The sequence below is a fragment of the Rhizobium sp. RHZ02 genome (genome assembly GCF_014851575.1).
Taxonomy (GTDB): domain Bacteria; phylum Pseudomonadota; class Alphaproteobacteria; order Rhizobiales; family Rhizobiaceae; genus Rhizobium; species Rhizobium altiplani.
In genome coordinates this window covers 492,143-509,436 of record NZ_JACUZX010000001.1, presented here as the reverse complement: position 1 = coordinate 509,436, position 17,294 = coordinate 492,143, and the positions used below count along the sequence as shown (strand labels likewise).

14 protein-coding genes and 1 riboswitch are annotated in these 17,294 nt (G+C 57.0%); of the genes, 10 read left to right on the top strand and 4 right to left on the bottom strand.

Translation table 11 applies throughout. The annotated features are described in order from the left end of the window. Positions 1 to 36: 36 nt before the first annotated feature. Positions 37 to 132: riboswitch (TPP riboswitch) on the bottom strand. 532 nt (positions 133 to 664) lie between these two features. From IB244_RS02410 to IB244_RS02395, 4 genes are all read left to right on the top strand, one after another. Beyond that, positions 665 to 1,690 (top strand): hypothetical protein, encoded by a 1,026-nt coding sequence (locus IB244_RS02410; RefSeq protein ID WP_169683503.1) that lies wholly within the window; start codon positions 665 to 667, stop codon positions 1,688 to 1,690. 59 nt (positions 1,691 to 1,749) lie between these two features. Next, positions 1,750 to 2,004, top strand: a complete 255-nt coding sequence (locus tag IB244_RS02405; RefSeq protein ID WP_169683505.1) for a YadA-like family protein — start codon at positions 1,750 to 1,752, stop codon at positions 2,002 to 2,004. 50 nt (positions 2,005 to 2,054) lie between these two features. Further along, positions 2,055 to 2,669, top strand: a complete 615-nt coding sequence (locus IB244_RS02400) for a hypothetical protein (protein WP_169683507.1) — start codon at positions 2,055 to 2,057, stop codon at positions 2,667 to 2,669. A gap of 991 nt (positions 2,670 to 3,660) precedes the next feature. Beyond that, positions 3,661 to 4,800: an alpha/beta hydrolase gene (locus IB244_RS02395; RefSeq protein ID WP_246734282.1), complete on the top strand. Its 1,140-nt coding sequence runs from the start codon at positions 3,661 to 3,663 to the stop codon at positions 4,798 to 4,800. Positions 4,801 to 4,936: 136 nt separating this feature from the next. Here the strand turns inward: IB244_RS02395 and IB244_RS02390 are convergent, their stop codons facing one another. Both IB244_RS02390 and IB244_RS02385 read right to left on the bottom strand, forming a co-directional pair. Further along, entirely contained in the window at positions 4,937 to 7,315 is a 2,379-nt protein-coding gene (locus IB244_RS02390) for a putative bifunctional diguanylate cyclase/phosphodiesterase (protein ID WP_192303037.1), read from the bottom strand. Positions 7,316 to 7,347: 32 nt separating this feature from the next. Next, the gene (locus tag IB244_RS02385; RefSeq protein ID WP_169684148.1) at positions 7,348 to 7,605 is read right to left on the bottom strand and encodes a PepSY domain-containing protein; all 258 of its coding nucleotides are present in this window, start codon (positions 7,603 to 7,605) and stop codon (positions 7,348 to 7,350) included. A 691-nt stretch (positions 7,606 to 8,296) separates the two neighbouring features. Here IB244_RS02385 and IB244_RS02380 point away from each other — a divergent pair. The 6 genes from IB244_RS02380 (at position 8,297) to IB244_RS02355 (ending at position 15,457) form a co-directional block, all read left to right on the top strand. Then, a complete protein-coding gene (locus tag IB244_RS02380; protein ID WP_169684149.1) occupies positions 8,297 to 9,586 on the top strand; it encodes an epoxide hydrolase family protein in 1,290 nt (429 codons plus the stop codon). Between the two features lie 450 nt (positions 9,587 to 10,036). Next, complete coding sequence (locus IB244_RS02375; protein WP_169684151.1) at positions 10,037 to 11,080, top strand: AraC family transcriptional regulator; 1,044 nt, start codon at positions 10,037 to 10,039, stop codon at positions 11,078 to 11,080. A gap of 222 nt (positions 11,081 to 11,302) precedes the next feature. Continuing rightward, entirely contained in the window at positions 11,303 to 12,862 is a 1,560-nt protein-coding gene (locus tag IB244_RS02370) for an AMP-binding protein (RefSeq protein ID WP_169684152.1), read from the top strand. 64 nt (positions 12,863 to 12,926) lie between these two features. Continuing rightward, positions 12,927 to 14,090, top strand: coding sequence for an ABC transporter substrate-binding protein (locus IB244_RS02365; RefSeq protein ID WP_169684153.1), 1,164 nt, complete (start codon positions 12,927 to 12,929; stop codon positions 14,088 to 14,090). Positions 14,091 to 14,220: 130 nt separating this feature from the next. Beyond that, positions 14,221 to 15,000 carry an enoyl-CoA hydratase/isomerase family protein gene (locus IB244_RS02360; protein ID WP_169684155.1) on the top strand — a complete coding sequence of 260 codons (780 nt, stop codon included), beginning with the start codon at positions 14,221 to 14,223 and terminating at the stop codon, positions 14,998 to 15,000. Between the two features lie 148 nt (positions 15,001 to 15,148). After that, the gene (locus IB244_RS02355) at positions 15,149 to 15,457 is read left to right on the top strand and encodes a DUF1330 domain-containing protein (RefSeq protein WP_169684157.1); all 309 of its coding nucleotides are present in this window, start codon (positions 15,149 to 15,151) and stop codon (positions 15,455 to 15,457) included. Between the two features lie 293 nt (positions 15,458 to 15,750). Here IB244_RS02355 and IB244_RS02350 read toward each other — a convergent pair whose 3' ends face one another. Beyond that, positions 15,751 to 16,488 carry an SDR family NAD(P)-dependent oxidoreductase gene (locus IB244_RS02350; RefSeq protein ID WP_169684158.1) on the bottom strand — a complete coding sequence of 246 codons (738 nt, stop codon included), beginning with the start codon at positions 16,486 to 16,488 and terminating at the stop codon, positions 15,751 to 15,753. A 94-nt stretch (positions 16,489 to 16,582) separates the two neighbouring features. Further along, positions 16,583 to 17,263, bottom strand: a complete 681-nt coding sequence (locus tag IB244_RS02345; protein ID WP_169684160.1) for a TetR/AcrR family transcriptional regulator — start codon at positions 17,261 to 17,263, stop codon at positions 16,583 to 16,585. Positions 17,264 to 17,294 lie beyond the last annotated feature (31 nt).

Below are 17,294 nucleotides of genomic sequence, written 5' to 3'. Positions count from 1 at the left end.
ATCGGGGAGAAAGGCGCGGGGACTGACGCAGGAGGCGAAACGTCCCGAGCGACTCCCTCCGCCGGCATTATCCGGTTCAGGTTCAAAGGGTCCTTCTCAGCCCATCTTTCGAGGGCGCCCCTGTCTCTCACTGCCTTCTTCTCGCAGAGAAGCGCTGGCCTGTCATCCATAAAATGACATCGCCAGGTGAACCCGGCCATGCCAGGAAAGGCCCCGAAGGAGGCGCGGCGCCTGCCGGCCTTCTGGCGGTTGCATCACTCATCTGATAGCGCGCCATAATACAGCTGACGGAAGGACTTGGATTCCCCCTGCAAACGTTTCACTTCTGGATTGCGGTGAGCAACCTTTTACCGATTCCGGCGCCGCTTTTCTCTGTCCGAACCATGGCACTTTCCAAATGTTCGGCGGTTAATAGCCGGCAGTTGTAAGCATGGTTAGATGGCAGCCGACACAGCGATCGTGTTGCATTTACTTATTTTTGTTTACTTTCCAGGAATTGTGTCAAATGGCATACTCCCGCTCGCTGGGTAAAGGCGAGTTCCATGGGCGTCCGACGATTTTCGGTTCTGACCTACTCGACTGCTTGATTACACGCGGCCAATAGGCCGGCAAGACAATGCCGATACAATCGTCCAACTCGGTTGGCGACCGAAGGGAGGTCTTGATGCGAACACTTCATGCTGCAGTATTTGTACCGCTTCCTGCCGTGTGTGTTCTCCTATCTGCTACCATAACAATAATCTCGCCCGCACCTGCCCTGGCCCTGTTCGTCTGCGCAAACACCACAGGCTCGGGAGACGGGGCGGCTGCCGGTGGTGTCAATGACGTCGCCTGCGGAACCAATGCGACAGCGGCAGGCGCCGCGGGAGCAAACTCCGCTTTCGGTGCGGGAAGCAAGGCGACAGGCGGAGCCGCCACTGCCCTCGGCACAACGACGAATGCGTCCGGTGCGGCATCGGTGGCAGTTGGTCAAAATTCTCAGGCGACGGACAGGGGCGCGGTCGCCGTTGGTTTGGCCAGCAACGCCTCCGGATTCAACAGCACAGCCATCGGGGAAAATAGCAGAGCTGCCGGCCCTGGCGCGACTGCCCTGGGGGTCGACAGCAATGCGCAGAGTGTGGACAGCACGGCCGTTGGTGCTCGAAGCCTGACGACGGGTGCCGGTGCGGTTGCCATTGGGGTCGACAGTCGGGGCACCAGTGTTGATACTTTGGCTGCTGGCGTCAGAAGCCTTGCCAGTGCTGGCGGCGCAGTCGCGCTCGGAGGTGACAGCAGTGCAAGTGGCGGCAATAGCACTGCGGTTGGTAATAGGAGTTCGTCCTCCGGCAATCAGGCAACAGCGATTGGATTTAACAGCAGTGCCCGGGGCCTAAATAGTCTTGCCCTGGGGACCGGCTCAGTGTCATCAGGGCAGAATTCAGTGGCGCTCGGAGCTGGTTCGTCGGATGGCGGTATCGCCAATGTCGTCTCCGTCGGGGCGCCGGCCGCCGAGCGAAAGATCGTCAACGTCGCGCCCGGCACGATTTCGGCGACCTCGACGGATGCGATCAATGGCTCCCAGCTGGACGCCACCAATCAGAATGTCGCCCAGAACACGAACGAACTTGCCGATCACGAGACGCGCATTACGAACAATACCAACTTCTCAACCTCCATACGACTGAGATCGCCGGCCTCGATACGCGTGTAGCCGCAAATACAAACGCCATCGATTCCCTGGACAATCGCGTCAGCAGCCTCGAATCCAGCATGTCGCCGATGAATGGACGCATCGACAAGGCCTACGAGGGCACGGCGATGGCGCTGGCGATGGGTGGGGGAACCCTTCCGAATGACAAGAACTTTGCGGTGTCCATCAATTGGGGCACGTTCGAAGGCGAGAACGCTTTCGCTGGCAGCGCTTACGCGCGGATTACAGAGAATCTGCTGATCCATGGCGGCGTCGGCGTAGGGGCGAGCGAAGGTACTTTCGGTGGGACCGCGGGGTTGACATTCACGTGGTGATCGTCCGAGCGCTACAGCCGTTCGGTTCACGCGAGCCGAGATCCTCAACGATGCATCTGCCGTTCAAATTTATCGTCGCGGCGCTGGCAGTCCTTTGCATAGAGGCCGGCTTTGAAAGCCCCGTTCGCGCCGAAATCAAGAAATCCCTGAAGGAAGATGTTTCAAGAGCACCGCGTCCGGCAGATATCGATCGAAATGGCGTTCTTATCCTTGTGCGAAACACGCTTCTTGCCCTCGACCAGGCGAACAAGACTGGCAACTACACCGTTCTGCGGGAACTCGGCTCGCCAGGCTTTCAGGCCAATAATTCCGCGCAACTTGCAGAGATCTTTGCCTCGCAACGAAAACAGGGATACGACCTGAGTGGCCTTGCGGTCATCGAGCCGCAACTAACCGTGCTTCCGCAGATCGAGCCAGACGGCAAGTTGCATATGGCGGGGTTCTTTCCGTCGGTGCCAATCCAGGTGCATTTCGAGCTACTCTATGCGCCTGTCGATCGTCAGTGGAAGCTCTTCGGGATATCAGTGAACTTTGATGAAAGCGGCCCGGCCGCACCCGCAACAACCGACAATCGGCCCCAAAAGCCGGATGTTCCGGTGAAGCTTCCTGACCCGCCGACGCCTGCGGTCAGACCGAAAGCACCTTCTTCAGATTCGGGCCTTTGAGACGTCGACCTCGACGTCGTCGGGTTCCGGCTCCTGCACGGAAATGAGGACTGATCGATACGCCGGGCCATCAGATCCGCTCCCAGCTGCTGGTCAAGTGAACTCCCGTCGGTGCGCAAGGTCCAGGGTCGCGCCTGTGACAAGCTGGACAGATCATATCTCGGGGCCTAGTGTTCTGAAATGTTGGGATGTCGTCTTCTTCTCTTCGGTTTGATCGTGCTGTTCGCATGGACAGCAGGCGCGCAGCAGATGCCCTGTCCCTTTGAATATCCAGACACGCCGGTCAACCGGTCTCGCGGGGTGGTCGGCTGCTCGCTGCAGTGCGATCAAAAGCTCACGTGTCCCGGCCAGCAGGCGATCGAGCCACAAAAGCTCCCTTCGGCGCAGGCTCCCGGCAATGCGGTCAATGCGAGTGGAACTTGTCCGGAGGGGAAAAACTGGGATTCGAGAAGGAAAACTTGTGTCGCGTGCGCCGCGGGGGCGTCGTGGGATGCCAAGCGCTCGACCTGTTCCTGTGGGACCGGCCGGTTCGTTGATCCGAAGACAAAGCGCTGCGTCAGTTGTCCCGAGAATTGGGGTTGGGAAAAGGGGAGGTGCCTGTGCACTCGCAGCTTGAAATCCACCTTGGCGGGAAAGTCCTGCTCGCCCAAGCAGCCGGTCTGCAGGACCGACAGCGTTTGGGATGCCGAAAACAAGCATTGTGTGGCAGTGAAGCTGCGGAAGCCGAAGGCGTAGTTCGAGATGGATAGACGGCTCCAGACCCCGAATCGAGCTTGTCGTAGATCGTTCGTCCTGCGCGAGGGCAGGGGGCGCGAATTGCACGTAACATCCGCGTCGTTGCTGTAAGAGTACTTCACCAAAGCCCGGCCACCGTAAGGTGCTTGCGTTTCAATGAGGGAACCGGAACGTGATTGCAGCCCGTATTGTTCGGACACTTGCACCTTTGCTCGTCGCGGCAGTTCTTGCCAGCTGCGGTCATCCAAGCGGAGTCATGGCCCCTGTTGCGCTATCGGCGGCAACGCAGAATACCTCAAAGGTCAGCATGCTGGTCGCAACCACGCGCGAACCTTCCGGCGACCCGGCGACGCTCTTCACCGGCGAACGCAGCCCAAAGCCCTATCTGACGGCGATTGACGTCTCCATTCCGCCGAAACGGGCCTCAGGCACAGTCCAATGGCCGAAACATCTGCCGCCCAATCCCGCGACCGATTTTGCGGTGACCAGCGTCAAGGAGATCGACACCGTTCCGGAGGGGCGCGTCTGGTTCCACCAGAACATCCAGGGCGGGCATGCGCTGGTCTTTGTCCACGGCTTCAACAACAAGTACGAGGATTCCGTCTTCCGTCTGGCCCAGATCGTCCACGACTCCGGGATGCAGGCGACCCCTATCCTCTTCACGTGGCCGTCACGCGCGCAGCTTACCGCCTATCAATACGACAAGGAGAGCACCAACTATTCACGCACGGCGCTCGAGCAGGCGCTGCGGACGCTAGCCGCCGACCCCGACGTCAAGGACATCACGATCCTCGCTCATTCAATGGGCACCTGGCTGACCATGGAATCCCTGCGGCAGATGGGTATCCGCGACGGTCACGTGAACAGCAAGATTCACAACGTCATTCTCGCGTCCCCGGATATCGATATTCAGGTCTTTGCCAAGCAGTTCGCGGAGATGGGCACGCCGGCGCCGAAATTCACGATCTTCGTGTCTCAGGATGACAAGGCGCTTGCGGTTTCAAGTTTCATCACGGGAAAGGTCTCGCGTTTGGGCGCGATCGATCCGACCGTTGAGCCCTATCGCTCGAAACTCGAAGCCGCCGGCATTACCGCCATCGATCTCACCAAGGTCAAAGGCGAGGGCCTGAACCACGGCAAGTTCGCCGAAAGTCCTGAAATCGTTCAGCTAATTGGCCAGCGGATCGTCACCGGTCAGACGCTGACGGATTCCAACGTCACGCTCGGCCAAGGACTTACCGCTGTCGTTGGCGGAACAGTGACGACCATCGGTAACGTCGCAGCCACGGCTGTCGCCGCGCCGGTGACGGTGCTTGAACAGCCGAGGCGGGCCAAGAGGCGCCCTGTCGACGAAACCCTGCAAGGTGATCTCAAACCACAGCAGTTGACCCAGTAGGCGCTCCCGCGCATCGCCAACTGCTCCAGAAATTGCTCGCGTCCAGCTCAGGCCGTTCTTTGCAATCTTCTTGACCCCTATGATGAGGGTTGCGTCGCTCTACGAGACGACGGTGGTCGCTGAATTGGAAGCTGAGTTATGCCACAGCCACCCTTGCAAACTCGTCGAATATTTTCTGAATATCCCTTGCCGGTCGTGGTTTGCTGAACAGATAGCCCTGCACCTCGGTACAGCCCTCCACCTTCAGCATGTTGAATTGGTAGACGGTTTCGACACCTTCAATCGTGGTGTCCATTCCAAGGCTGCTACTCAGCATCGCCACCGCCTTGACGATCGCCAAAGAATCCGGCCGATCGGTGACATCGCGTACGAAGGACTGGTCGATCTTGATCTTGTCGAACGGAAATTTTCTCAAATAGCTCAGCGATGAATAGCCGGTGCCGAAGTCGTCCATCGATATACGCACGCCGAGTGCGCGAAGTTGATGCAGTGTCGAGAGCACCTCGTCCGTATGCTGAAGCATGACCGATTCGGTGATTTCTAATTCCAGCCTCCGGGCCGACAGCCCGGACGCGGCGAGTGCCGAAGTCACATCGAGAACAAGACCGGGGCTCTTGAACTGCACTGGAGACAGGTTGACCGCCACCCGCGTCATTTCAGGCCATGCCATGGCGTCAGAACATGCCTGCTTCAATACCCATGCGCCTATGCGCCCTATGATTCCGATCTCCTCAGCCACCGGGATGAACACGTCAGGCGAGACCATGCCGCGCTCAGGATGATGCCAGCGCAACAGTGCCTCGAAACCGGAAATGCGGTTGTCCTTCAGGTTGACCAGTGGCTGGTAGTATACTTCCAGTTCGCCATTGCCGAGCGCCTTGCGCAGGTCAAGTCCCAGAGCTCGCCGCTCCTGCATCCTGGCGTCCATCTCCTGTTCGAAGTACTGATAGTTGCCGCGCCCTTCATTCTTGGCCCGGTACAGTGCCATATCTGCAGCCTTGAGCAGCACGTCCGGATCATCGCCATCTTCGGGCGCCGCTGCGATACCGATGCTGGTGCCGACGACCACCTGGTGGCCGTCAATCTCGAATGGGGCACTGATCTCGGTCACGATGCGCTGCGCAAGCAAGCTGTTTTCACCAAGAGTCGCGTGACGCTGTATGATTGCGAATTCGTCGCCGCCGAGCCGAGCCACGGTATCATGAGGGCCAACTGCGTCCCTGAGACGCTTGGCGACGGCCTTCAGAAGCTGGTCGCCAATCGGGTGACCAAGCGTGTCATTGACATACTTGAAGTGGTCGAGATCCAGGAACAGGACATGGGCCGCCTGGTTTTCGCCCACAGCCAGTAGCGTGGCGTCCAGAACGTCGCGGAAAAGCACACGGTTCGGCAAATCGGTGAGAGCATCGTGATGCGCCATATGCGCGATCCGAGCCTCGGCGCGCGTCCGCTCGGTGATATCCTCATGCGTCGATACCCAGCCGCCGCCGGCCAGCGGACGACTGACGATCTTTACGATCCGCCCATCCACCGCGTTCACGATCGACGAGAACTCACCGGCCGCGAGACCACGCTGCATCATTTGCAGAACATAGCCCTTGTCGCCCTCCATATGGGCACCATGCGCAACCTGGTAGCTGATAACGTCGTCGAAGGAAGTGCCCACGCGCATCAACTCGTCAGGCAACTGGTAGATGTCGCCGAAGCGCTGGTTGCAGACGATCTGCCGACCGTCCTTGCCATACATTGTGAGGCCCTGCGACATGTTTTCCAGAGCAGCGTTGAATCGGTCGTTCTGCTGCTGGAGGTCACGGTCACGACGCTTGAGGCCTTCTAGCGCATGCTTGAGTTCGTCGTGGCTTTCCTTCAGGGAAGCGGCGAAGCGATAGTTGCCGATCAGCGCGAGCGTGCTGACAAGGCCGCTGACCACGAAAAGAACCGTCAGCATCCAGAATACATTGGTTGTCCCAGCGCTCGAAGCCGCGGCGGTCTGCTGGGCCCTGCCGGTGGCACTGGCTTCCAGCCGCTTCAGGATGTCGCCCGCCGTTCCGGCTTGCTGGAAGACGTTAAGGAAATGATATGCCTTCTCCCCCTCGGTCATGCCTTCCTCGAGGCCGTCCTTGACCTCGTCCCAGCTATGGCTGAACGCTTGCACCGCCTCCGTCAGCGCCTGCTCCTCCTGAGGGCTGAGAAATATGCTCGTCAGGCTCTTGGCGGACGTCACCTCACGCTGCAGAGACACAAGGTTCCTGTCGGTCTTGCTGTAGATCTCGCTGCGTTCCTCCTCGGACAGGTTCAGGGGAGCCGCGGCAAGGTTGAACATGCTTTCGCTGACGCGCGAGTGCAGATCCCGGGCTTGGGTCGCAAGCTCCGCTGCCTCGCGGTTTGCGTCGAGGTAGCCACGGATACCGGCAAGTTGCGATAGGCACAGTGCGCCCGGAACCACCGCTGCGAGGAGGCTCACCGACAGGACAAGACGCAAGCTTCCCTTATTGGCGAAAATCATCTCGAACATCGACCATTCCCTGAGAAAGGTTCTACCGCCGCTCAATGCTCTTCAACGATTTCGCCGGTGACGGGATGGTAGTAGATCTCCACCCGTTTTCCCTTCGCATTGCGACCGTAGACCTCATAACAATTGCCCTTGGTCTTCTTGAAGACTTCGACAGAATTGCCCGTGACAACGGCCCTTTCGCGTACCACAGCCTCCGAAAGCCAGACGCTTTCCGGCTCCTTTGTGCAGAACGGCGACGCCCAGGCTGAAAATGCCAGGCTTGCAAACGCTGCGGTAAAAAGAATGCGCACTACCCCGTCCTCCGATTGGTCAGACGACTATGGGCGTTATGAGTAAAACCAACGTTAAATTACAGTATTACCTAGAATAACCATCGGTGGCCGAGGGGTTCGCATGGCTCACCTCGCTGTCGGAGCCGACGCTGAACAGACTATGTCCGCCTGGATGAAGTTGACGACCAAAGTTCAGCTATGAGTGCGGGGCGGATAGAGAGCCCGAACACGGCTCCTCCGCTGGCATGGTGATGTGCCATATTTGCGGTGCTGTTAGAATTGGCGGTGGGCTAGCGGCTGAAGTCTGCGTTGAAGTCCAAGACTTGTCGACTGACACACTGTGCCCGACTGTCATGCGCGAAGGGACCAAGTGTCCTGGTCTCAAAACAGCGCTCCGACCGCTCGCCACAGATGCTCCTGTGCCGATGCTGATGTAACAGCCGTAGATCGCCTGAATTAATTTTCCTAGGCAGGCAATGGGGGCCAGTCTGCTGTCAGGTGGTGCAGAATATTCGGTTTGCTTGCACCACCTGCGCGAACGGCTTTTGCGCCTTTCCTCTCAACGTCGCGCTATCAAGTAAGACAATGTACGGACCGGTGCAGATGACATCTGGAGATACAATTCAGTCTTATCCGGAACATAAGGGAGATACATCCTAAGAGCACATCTTGGGCGTACCTTTTGAAACCCCAAGACGGAGTTTTTCCAATGTCGTCCTTTTCAATTGATATGAACCGGCGCAGTTTTATGGCAGCCGCGGCCATCGCTGGCGCAGCAACAATGTTGAAACCTGCCATGTCGTTTGCTGCCGCAGGAGCACCTGATGAAATTCGTCCGTTCAAAGTAAATGTCCCCGACCGCGCGATCCAGGAACTCAAACAGCGCCTGGCGATTGCTCGGTGGCCCGCCAAAGAAAACGTTGCCGACGACTCGCAGGGCCTCCAGCTCGATCGCTTGCGCGGCCTGGTCGACTACTGGGCAAACGATTACGATTGGAGAAAGGTCGAGGGGAAGTTGAATTCGCTTCCTATGTTCATCACTGAAATCGATGGACTGGACATCCATTTCATCCATGTCCGCTCGAAGCACGAAAATGCGCTGCCGCTGATCATGACGCATGGTTGGCCAGGTTCCGTTCTCGAAATGCTCAAGGTCATCGACCCGCTGACAAATCCAACCGCGCATGGTGGAAGTGAAGCAGACGCCTTCCACTTGGTGGTGCCTTCGATTCCGGGATTCGGTTTTTCTGGGAAGCCGACGGTGAAGGGTTGGGGATCTGATCATATCGGCCGCGCATGGGCAACGCTGATGCAACGTCTAGGCTACGAGAAATATGTCTCGCAGGGTGGCGATTGCGGCTCAGTCATTTCCGAGCGTATGGCTCACCAGAACGTACCGGGCTTGCTGGGAATTCACCTCAATATGCCTGCAGTCGTTCCTAAGGAGATTGTCCGCATTCTCGCGGTTGGCGATCCGGCACCCGCGGACCTCGACGCCAAGGAGCGTGCCGCCTTCGATAAGCTCGCCGCGTTTTACAGAGACAACGCAGGCTACGCGCAGATGATGGTTACGCGTCCCCAGACGATTGGGTATTCGCTGGACGACACGCCAGTAGGCATGGCGGCTTGGATGTACGATAAATTCGTCACGTGGACCTACAGCGACAAGCAGCCTGAAAAAGTTCTGACTAAAGATGAAATGTTGGATGATATTTCGCTCTATTGGTTCACGCAGACAGGCACCTCTGCCGCCCAGATCTACTGGGAAGACAAGACGAACAATTTCAACGCTCTCGACACCATCCTCTCAGTTCCAGTAGCCGTCAGCGTCTTCCCAGGCGAAATCTTCCAAGCGCCCAAGTCCTGGACCGAACGCGCATTTGCGAACCTGGTCTACTTCAACGAAGTGGACGAAGGCGGACACTTCGCCGCCTGGGAAGCTCCAGATTTGTTCACCAAGGAAGTCCGTGCAGCGTTTCGCTCGCTGCGCTCAGCTTAGCTGGATGGTGCCGCTTCGCGGCGGGCATCATCTAGCCCCGGTAGGTCGCTTGCGATCGCTCGCGGTGGCGTGGATCCTCTTCTTCGGCTTCGGCTTCGGCTTCGGCTTCGGTGCGGGTGGTGGCCCATTCTTGCCTGTCGTTCCTTAGCCTTCGCACAATCGAGGCAGCAGATGCTGCCTCGCTTTCTGGCTTACTCCAAGGGGTAGGGTATCTGTTAGCGGCTATAGGGCCAACGATGGTTGGATACCCCATGACCTTACAGGCGGATGGAGCGCGCCTCTAGTCCTATGCTTGGCCATGAGCGTGGCGATGGCCATCGTGGGGCTGGTCGCTGGTAGGAAGGCGCAGATCGCCCTTGATCACCTTCCGACGCTCACCTAAGAATTTGATGCCCTTTGTTCGTCAAGGACGATGGGGCATCGCCTGGCCAAGTACGAGCGCAATATCGGATGAAGAGAGAAGCTCATGTTGATCCCGTTATTGGCAATCCTCTGCGGATGCAACGAGGGGAGCCGCTAGCTCAGACACTCAGCACCGTCAGGGTAACTGGTGTTCTTTCCAGCAATATTGCGGTCGGGCCAGGGCGTTGGGCTACTTCAATTCCACATCCTGAAGCTTGCATTATTTTGTACATTATAACGGAGGGACATTGCGTCGGCGGGACGCTTGACCCTCGATACCTTATCGAGCTGAAGCGCGGTGACGCACTACTTCTGTCAACGCCTGTCCGGTGCCTGTTGGCCAAGGAGGATGACATTCCTCCTGTTCCGCTTGAGAGCCTTTTGCGCGAACAGCTCAAGGGACTTGATGATGTCGAGTCCAAATGGAAGTTTTTGTTCTCGTCGCCCTTTTTTCATGCGCGGGCGGACACAGGCGAGATTTCGACCGGGATAACGGCATTGCGGATGTTTTTTGATCCAGCGAGCCCGGCGCCCGTACTGCAAAGCCTGCCGCCGGTCGTTCATCTGCGTGAATTTGTACAGAGGAACGATACCTTCGTGTCTGCGATCCTTCCACAAATAGCAGCGTTTGGAGCGGAAGGTTTGTCAGGTCAAGTCACCGCCGTGCGGTTGGCTGAGGCATTTCTGGTGAAGGTTCTGATAGAAGCATTGAGCGATGGAAAGCACGCTGTGCCTGGACTCCATCGGGCACTCAGGGATCCGTACCTCTCGAAAATTGTGGGTGCAGTTCAGGCTGACCTTTGCGGTGACTGGACGTTGGAACAGATGTCTTCGCTGGTGGGACTGTCGCGGTCGGCTTTAGCGCAGCGCTTCCGTCATTTAGTAGATGCCGCGCCCGCACAATTTGTAACGTTGGTCCGCATGACGCGTGCAGCGGATCTCTTGCATCATGGACTGCTCCCCCTCGCATCGATTGCTGAGATGACCGGTTATGGGTCGGAGGCTGCGTTCAGTCGCGCTTTCCACAGGTGGAGTGGCTCACCGCCTGGCGCGTTTCGTCGTTCTGCGTGGGGGATCAATCTGGACGTTTGATCAAAAACGACGGTAAACCGGCTACAGATCCTCCCATCAAACCCAGCTACTTCTATCGCAGAGCCACCTTTGGTTTGCCAGATACGGCAAACGCGAGTGGCTTCCATTAGCTGGGAGGGCTTTTGGAGAGGCCGCTACAGGATCGTCGTTTGAACGCGGGACTGTGAGCCTTCTCGACTAAGACCCCCGAGCTCCATAGGCGATGGGAGGCATAAATTCTCGATGTTGGCGACCGATGTGAATTACAGCGACATGATCGTGGAGGCGCTCAGCCGCTATCCAGAACGAGAAGCGTTTGTGCTTGGCGAACGACGGATTACGTACCGCGAGACGGCGCGACAGATAGGCCGCTTCATGCAGGTGTTTGCAGCACGAGGCATCGGTGCCGCTAGCGCGATAGCCGTCCTAAGTCCAAACGTCCCCGAAGTTTGGATGGTACAGGCGGCGATATTTCTTATGGGTGCTCGCTTCAGTGGTTTGCATCCTTTGGGTGCGGTCGACGACTACGCTTACATTTGCGCCCATGCTAGCGTGGAGACGCTGGTTGTGCATCCCGATTACATGGCTCGTGCGCAGGCTTTGGCGGAGCGAGTGCCGACGATCAGAAACGTATTTTCGCTGGGTGCTTCATCCGATGCCGAGGACTTGATTGCCCTCACTGCGAACGCCTTGAGTGCAACTTTGGTCCGGCGGTATAGCAATCCGGATGATTTTCATTGGGTCGCGTATACCGGTGGAACAACCGGTCGACCAAAGGGAGTGGAAATACCGGATAGGGCGCTTGTTCAACAGGTGCAGACCGTCATCACATCCCTCTGCCTGCCAGACCGTCCGCGGTTCCTGGCCGTCGCTCCGATATCCCACGCTGGCATACTCCCAATTCTACCGACACTTCTGCGTGGGGGGACTGTTGTTCTGCAAGATGGCTTTGATCCCGAAAGGTGGCTTTGGACGGTCGAGCGGGAGAGGGTAAGTTGGAGCTTCATCGTCCCAACAATGCTTTACAACCTGCTTGACCGGGGGCGACCCGAGCGTTTCGATCTTAGCTCGCTCGATACGCTCATGTACGGTAGCTCGCCAATGTCACCTAGTCGTATCGCGGAAGCGCATGAAGTCATTGGGCCGGTGCTGCTGCAAGCTTACGGTCAGACCGAATGCGTTTCGTTCGCGACGACGCTTCGCAAGGACGAGCATGACCCGGTAAAGGAACCGGAGCTCTTGAAGTCGTGCGGACGGAGCGTAATCGGCATGCGTGTGGAACTCCTCAACGAACACAATGAGCCGGTTCGACAAGGCGAAATCGGCGAGATTTGTGTTCGCGGTCCAGGCGTAATGCGTGGCTATCACGAAATGCCCGAGGAGACAGAGGAAGCCCTCAACGGCGACTGGCTTCATACCGGCGACTTGGCCGTGCGCGACGAGCGAGGCTTCTTTTTCATTGTGGACCGGAAAAAGGATATGATCGTAACCGGTGGGTTCAATGTGTACCCGAAAGAGATCGAGGACGTCATCTCATCTCGACCAGAGATTTCCATGGTAGCGGTAATTGGCGTGCCGGACCCAAAGTGGGGTGAGGCAGTTAAGGCCGTGATTGTGCCTCGTCCGGGGGCTGAGATCGATGTCGCTTCGATCGTTGAAATGGTCAAAGAGCGCAAAGGTGCGCACCAGACGCCCAAAAGCGTCGATGTAGTCGAGCGGCTACCTCTGACCTCCGTCGGCAAAGTAGATAAGAAAGCCATCCGCGCTGCCTACTGGGCGGGGAGCGAGCGCATGGTGAACTAAGTACGCGCTTTAACGGGAGGAGGAAGAAATGCGAAGAACACTACTGACGATAATAGGATCAATAATGCTTCCAGGATTGCTGTTAGCACATGAGGTTGACCCGACAAAAGCACCGGTCCTAGTCGGGCAGCTCGTCTCCCGCACGGGAAACAACCCCGGCGGTCTAGACAACGAACAAGGGGCGGCTCTTGCAGTAAAGGAAATAAACGTAAATGGAGGCGTCCTCGGCGGGCGACGGATCGAGCTTCGCTTGGCAGACGATCGAACCGACCCAGAGAGCGCGGTTCGGGCTTTCGCCGAGCTAAAGGCGCAGAGTGTTTCTGCTGTGGTTGGCACATCTTTCTCGAACGCCAGCCTAGCCGTCATTCCGTCTGTTGAGGACGCGCAAATCCCTTACGTTTCCACCGGAGCGGCTGAAGCGCAGATTATTCCGGTCCGCTCCTATGTCTTTATGACCCCTCTAACTGGTAGACTTGTTGGGGAGAAGCTGCTTCGATACATGCAGGCGGCTGGATTTATACGGGTTACCGCAATCTATGACGCCGATAGCCTTTTCGGAAGAACCGGCTGGGCGACGCAAAAAGAGATGTTGGCCAGATACGGCATCGAGCTGGTCGAAGAGCATAGTGTCCACGTCAATACTCAGGACTTCTCGACTCTCCTGGAAAAAATCGATGCTAACAAGCCACAAGCCATCATGGCTTGGTTAACTGGCCCGCCCGCAATCGCTTTCGGAAAAGCCTACGCGGAGTCAAGCCGCACTGTGCCAGTACTGATGCCACACGGCATTGTCGGACCGGCCTTTCTTCACTCAGTTGGCGCCGGAGCCGATGGCATTATAGCGGCAGCACCTCTAACCGCTGTGGCTGCAGATATGCCGGAAGGTGAGGTCAAATCTGTGGCCAGCCAGATGGTTGGAGCCTTCAGAAATGCATATGGTCATGCACCATCTCAATTCGCGTTGGATGGATACGTTGCGGTAAGACTGATTGCGGCAGCGATAGATAATGCGGGTAGCAGCGACCCGAGCGCAATCCGAGATGCGCTCGAACGAGTAAAGGTACAGACGCCTCAGGGGCGCTATGCTTTCACCGCCACAAATCACTCCGGTCTCTCAATCGAGGACGTAACGATTACTCGGATTTCGGGCGGCCAGTTCAAATTGCTTCCTTGGTCAGCTTGTGAGCTTGCCGGACAGCCATGTCCGGCCTTGGCAACGAGTGAATGAATCGATCGACAGGGGTTGGTGCCTTCGATTGGTGACCACCGGCTCACATGCAACGGTATGTAAGCCGGCGGCTCACTTCCGTGCAGCTTGAGGCCCGGCCTAAATGGAAAGAAATGAGGTGGAGACCAAGATGGATAATCCCATTCAGTCAATGAAAAGCGGTCATGTTGTTACTATTCGCATGAACCGGCCGCGTGCGCTGAATGCAATCAATCTGGCCATGATTGAGATGATTGATGCAGCATTGATTGATGCTGCACGTGATCCCGATGTCCGAGTGCTTGTCATAACGGGTGCGGACACTGCGTTCTGCGTAGGTGCAGACATACGGGAACTCGGGCAGTGGCAGCATGATCCATCCCTAAGGGAGCGCTTCTATACCCTAGCGCCAGAGATGTTCCGGAAGCTGCGGGATTTCCCTCATCCTGTGATAGCGGCCGTTAACGGCCTCACGGTTGCCGGTGGATTTGAGCTCGGTTGTTATGCTGACCTGATCATTGCCGCCGAAGACGCGATGATCGGAGACGGTCACGCAAATTTCGTTGGGTTCGGGCCCGTTTCTGCCGTCCTTGCCCCGCTGATGATGCCGGGCAAGAAGGTCGCGGAGTTGCTCTTTACCGGTGACCTTTGGACTGCGCGAGACATGGCTGAGGCGGGCTTTGTCAACCGAGTGGTTCCGCGAGCGGACCTTATGGATGCGGTACAGGAAATTGCTCAGAAAATTGCTTCCAAGCAGCCGCTGGCCTTAACTGCGGCCAAAGCACTGCTGCGGAAGGCGGGGTCGGGAGATTCCGCAACTCTATTAGCGGACGCGTTCGAAAGTGCACAGCGGATATTCGAAACTGAGGATTTCGCCGAGGGTTTAAAGGCATTCGAAGAGAAGCGGCGTCCCGTTTTCAAGGGCAGGTAGTAGGACGGCATCTACCGCGCGTCTTCTCCCATTTCGTATATCCCATCTCGGAGGTCCGATCACAAAAAACAGTCATTGGATCAATGAACCCAAATCTCGAAGGGGCTATCATTTACGGCAAAGAGTCACGTTGATGATAGGGGTGAAAATGGCTGCATATTGGATCGCACGAGGAACATTCCACGATATGCAAAAAATCGAGCGCTACGCTGAGCTTATTCATGGCCTCGAGAAAGAGTACCCCTACGAGATCGTCGCTCGTGGTGGGAAATTTGCGGAGCTCGAAGGTGCTTCGAAGTTCGAGCACTACTTCATCTGGAAGTTTCCTTCGATGGATGTTGCCTTGGAATTGTATAACTCAACAAAATACCAGGCGGCAGCGGCAGTGCGTCAGGCCGCTGGCCGTAGCGAATTGGTAATTGTGGAGGGAGGCGACCGCTTCGCGGGAGCCCTATAGGCAAAGCCGACTGTACTCGCGACGCATCCGTCAGGACATTGTGCTGCCTCTACGTGGCGGCGATGCTGGCTGCTCGTCTTGCCAACGTCGACGGCAACCGCTCCAGCATTTGACCACCGATATTCAGATAGTACTTCTCTGACCAGGGCGGCAAACGTTCAGCTGAAGTTTGCCGCCCTGACGTCTTTTACAACAATTCCCCGTAAGAATGCGTGCAGCAAGCTCGCCACAACGACGCAGGCCGCCATAGTGTTACCGGTTGGGGTTTCTCCGGTCCAATCGCTTCCTAACCTTCAACGCGGTAGCGGGCCATCTTCGTTGTAGAACCCGCCGCTCGGGCCAGCATCATCAAGAGTAGCTAACTTCACGACGACCGTTGCCCCCTGGCCGGCGGTCCTTGTGCCTTGATGTCCATTGAGATCGGTCGCTATATGGCCCGGCGTAGCGGCGTTGATCTTAACATGAGCATGAGCGGCGCTCCGAGCGAAAGCGTTCGCGTACTGAACCGTCAGCATATTAACAGCCGCCTTTGAAGAGGCGTAGGCAAGTATCGTATCGGATTGACCAAACAGCGTTGTTGGATCGCCGCAAAGCGTTTGTGATGCAGTCGTGCTCGCGACTGTCACAATGCGTGGATGTTGCGACTTCTGTAAGAGGGGGAGCATTCGGTGAACGGTACGCACCATACCAAAGACGTTTGTGTCATAGGTCTCAAACATGTCTGCCGCTGTGGTTTCGAACGTAGCAACACGCCTAAGGATGCCGGCATTCGCGATCAGAACATCCAAGCGACCGAACGTATCGTTCACCCAATTTGCCGCCGCTTCCACGCTAGGCTCGCTAGTCACATCAATCTGCAGGGCGTAGGCTTCATGACCTTCCTTGCGAAGCTCTTCAGCCGTTGCTTCCCCCGAGGCGCTGTTCCTGCTGCCGATCAATACTTTTAGGCCTTGCTCGGCGAGTTGGCGGGCAACTTCTCTTCCAAGGCCTTTGTTCGCGCCTGTGACGAGGGCAATTTTCTTGTGATGCATTCAGAAATTCCCTTCTTGAACAGAGACATGATTTTCCAGTGCCAACAAGCTTGAGCTGTTGAATTAGAGAGGACGAACATGGATGGTGCTGCGGCTATCCGCGAGAGGACTCGAGAATTCCCATCGTAGAAATGTAGATGAGCCGCGAAAGTCGTTGAACGAAATCGACTCTCGATTCCGAAAGTGCCGGGCAATTTAGCGCCTCAAGAACCGATGCAGACGGGTTAGCGAACGGCCAGAGGCCGGCTACCAGAATGACAATCGTCGATACAAGTTCTCGTGCATTCCTTGCCCCTAACGCAGGCAGCGATTCAGCTATAATTTCTCCCAGTTTGTCCTGGCGTTCCGCGTGTTCAAGCTTGAATGCTCGCACGGCGTCGGGGCTGATATTACTTTCTAGCTCTCCACCCAACGCACTCCAGAGCTTGCAGATAATCGGGCGTCTACCGATTGCTGTGGCAAGGGCATGCGCGAGTTCGGTCGGTTGCACGGCTCTTGAGGAGAACTCATTCGCCAGTTCATCTCTCAGGCCAGCGAGCCACTCTTCGAGCTCCCGGTTTAACAAAGCGAAGAAAACCGCCTCGCGTGTCTCAAAGTAGCGAACGACGTTCGTTTTGGAGAGGTCAACTTTCCGACTGAGCTCTCTGAGGCTGACCTCGCTGACGGGTCCACCCTCCAGCAATTCACGTGCCGCACGCAGGATAACTGTGCGTCGCGCCGCTCTTTGTTCCTCGCTGCGAGCCCTTAGGAATTCGGGCTTTTGTTCGTCCGCCATCTCTTCACCTTGCCTAGACCGTCACCATCGT

What these genes read in the sequence shown, in the direction of transcription:
- IB244_RS02375 (WP_169684151.1), top strand. Translation starts at nt 10,037, where the DNA reads ATGAAGAGAGAAGCTCATGTTGATCCCGTTATTGGCAATCCTCTGCGG.
- IB244_RS02390 (WP_192303037.1), bottom strand. Translation starts at nt 7,315, where the DNA reads ATGTTCGAGATGATTTTCGCCAATAAGGGAAGCTTGCGTCTTGTCCTG.
- IB244_RS02410 (WP_169683503.1), top strand. Translation starts at nt 665, where the DNA reads ATGCGAACACTTCATGCTGCAGTATTTGTACCGCTTCCTGCCGTGTGT.
- IB244_RS02365 (WP_169684153.1), top strand. Translation starts at nt 12,927, where the DNA reads ATGCTTCCAGGATTGCTGTTAGCACATGAGGTTGACCCGACAAAAGCA.
- IB244_RS02370 (WP_169684152.1), top strand. Translation starts at nt 11,303, where the DNA reads ATGTTGGCGACCGATGTGAATTACAGCGACATGATCGTGGAGGCGCTC.
- IB244_RS02380 (WP_169684149.1), top strand. Translation starts at nt 8,297, where the DNA reads ATGTCGTCCTTTTCAATTGATATGAACCGGCGCAGTTTTATGGCAGCC.
- IB244_RS02355 (WP_169684157.1), top strand. Translation starts at nt 15,149, where the DNA reads ATGGCTGCATATTGGATCGCACGAGGAACATTCCACGATATGCAAAAA.
- IB244_RS02405 (WP_169683505.1), top strand. Translation starts at nt 1,750, where the DNA reads ATGTCGCCGATGAATGGACGCATCGACAAGGCCTACGAGGGCACGGCG.
- IB244_RS02350 (WP_169684158.1), bottom strand. Translation starts at nt 16,488, where the DNA reads ATGCATCACAAGAAAATTGCCCTCGTCACAGGCGCGAACAAAGGCCTT.
- IB244_RS02395 (WP_246734282.1), top strand. Translation starts at nt 3,661, where the DNA reads ATGGCCCCTGTTGCGCTATCGGCGGCAACGCAGAATACCTCAAAGGTC.
- IB244_RS02345 (WP_169684160.1), bottom strand. Translation starts at nt 17,263, where the DNA reads ATGGCGGACGAACAAAAGCCCGAATTCCTAAGGGCTCGCAGCGAGGAA.
- IB244_RS02400 (WP_169683507.1), top strand. Translation starts at nt 2,055, where the DNA reads ATGCATCTGCCGTTCAAATTTATCGTCGCGGCGCTGGCAGTCCTTTGC.
- IB244_RS02360 (WP_169684155.1), top strand. Translation starts at nt 14,221, where the DNA reads ATGGATAATCCCATTCAGTCAATGAAAAGCGGTCATGTTGTTACTATT.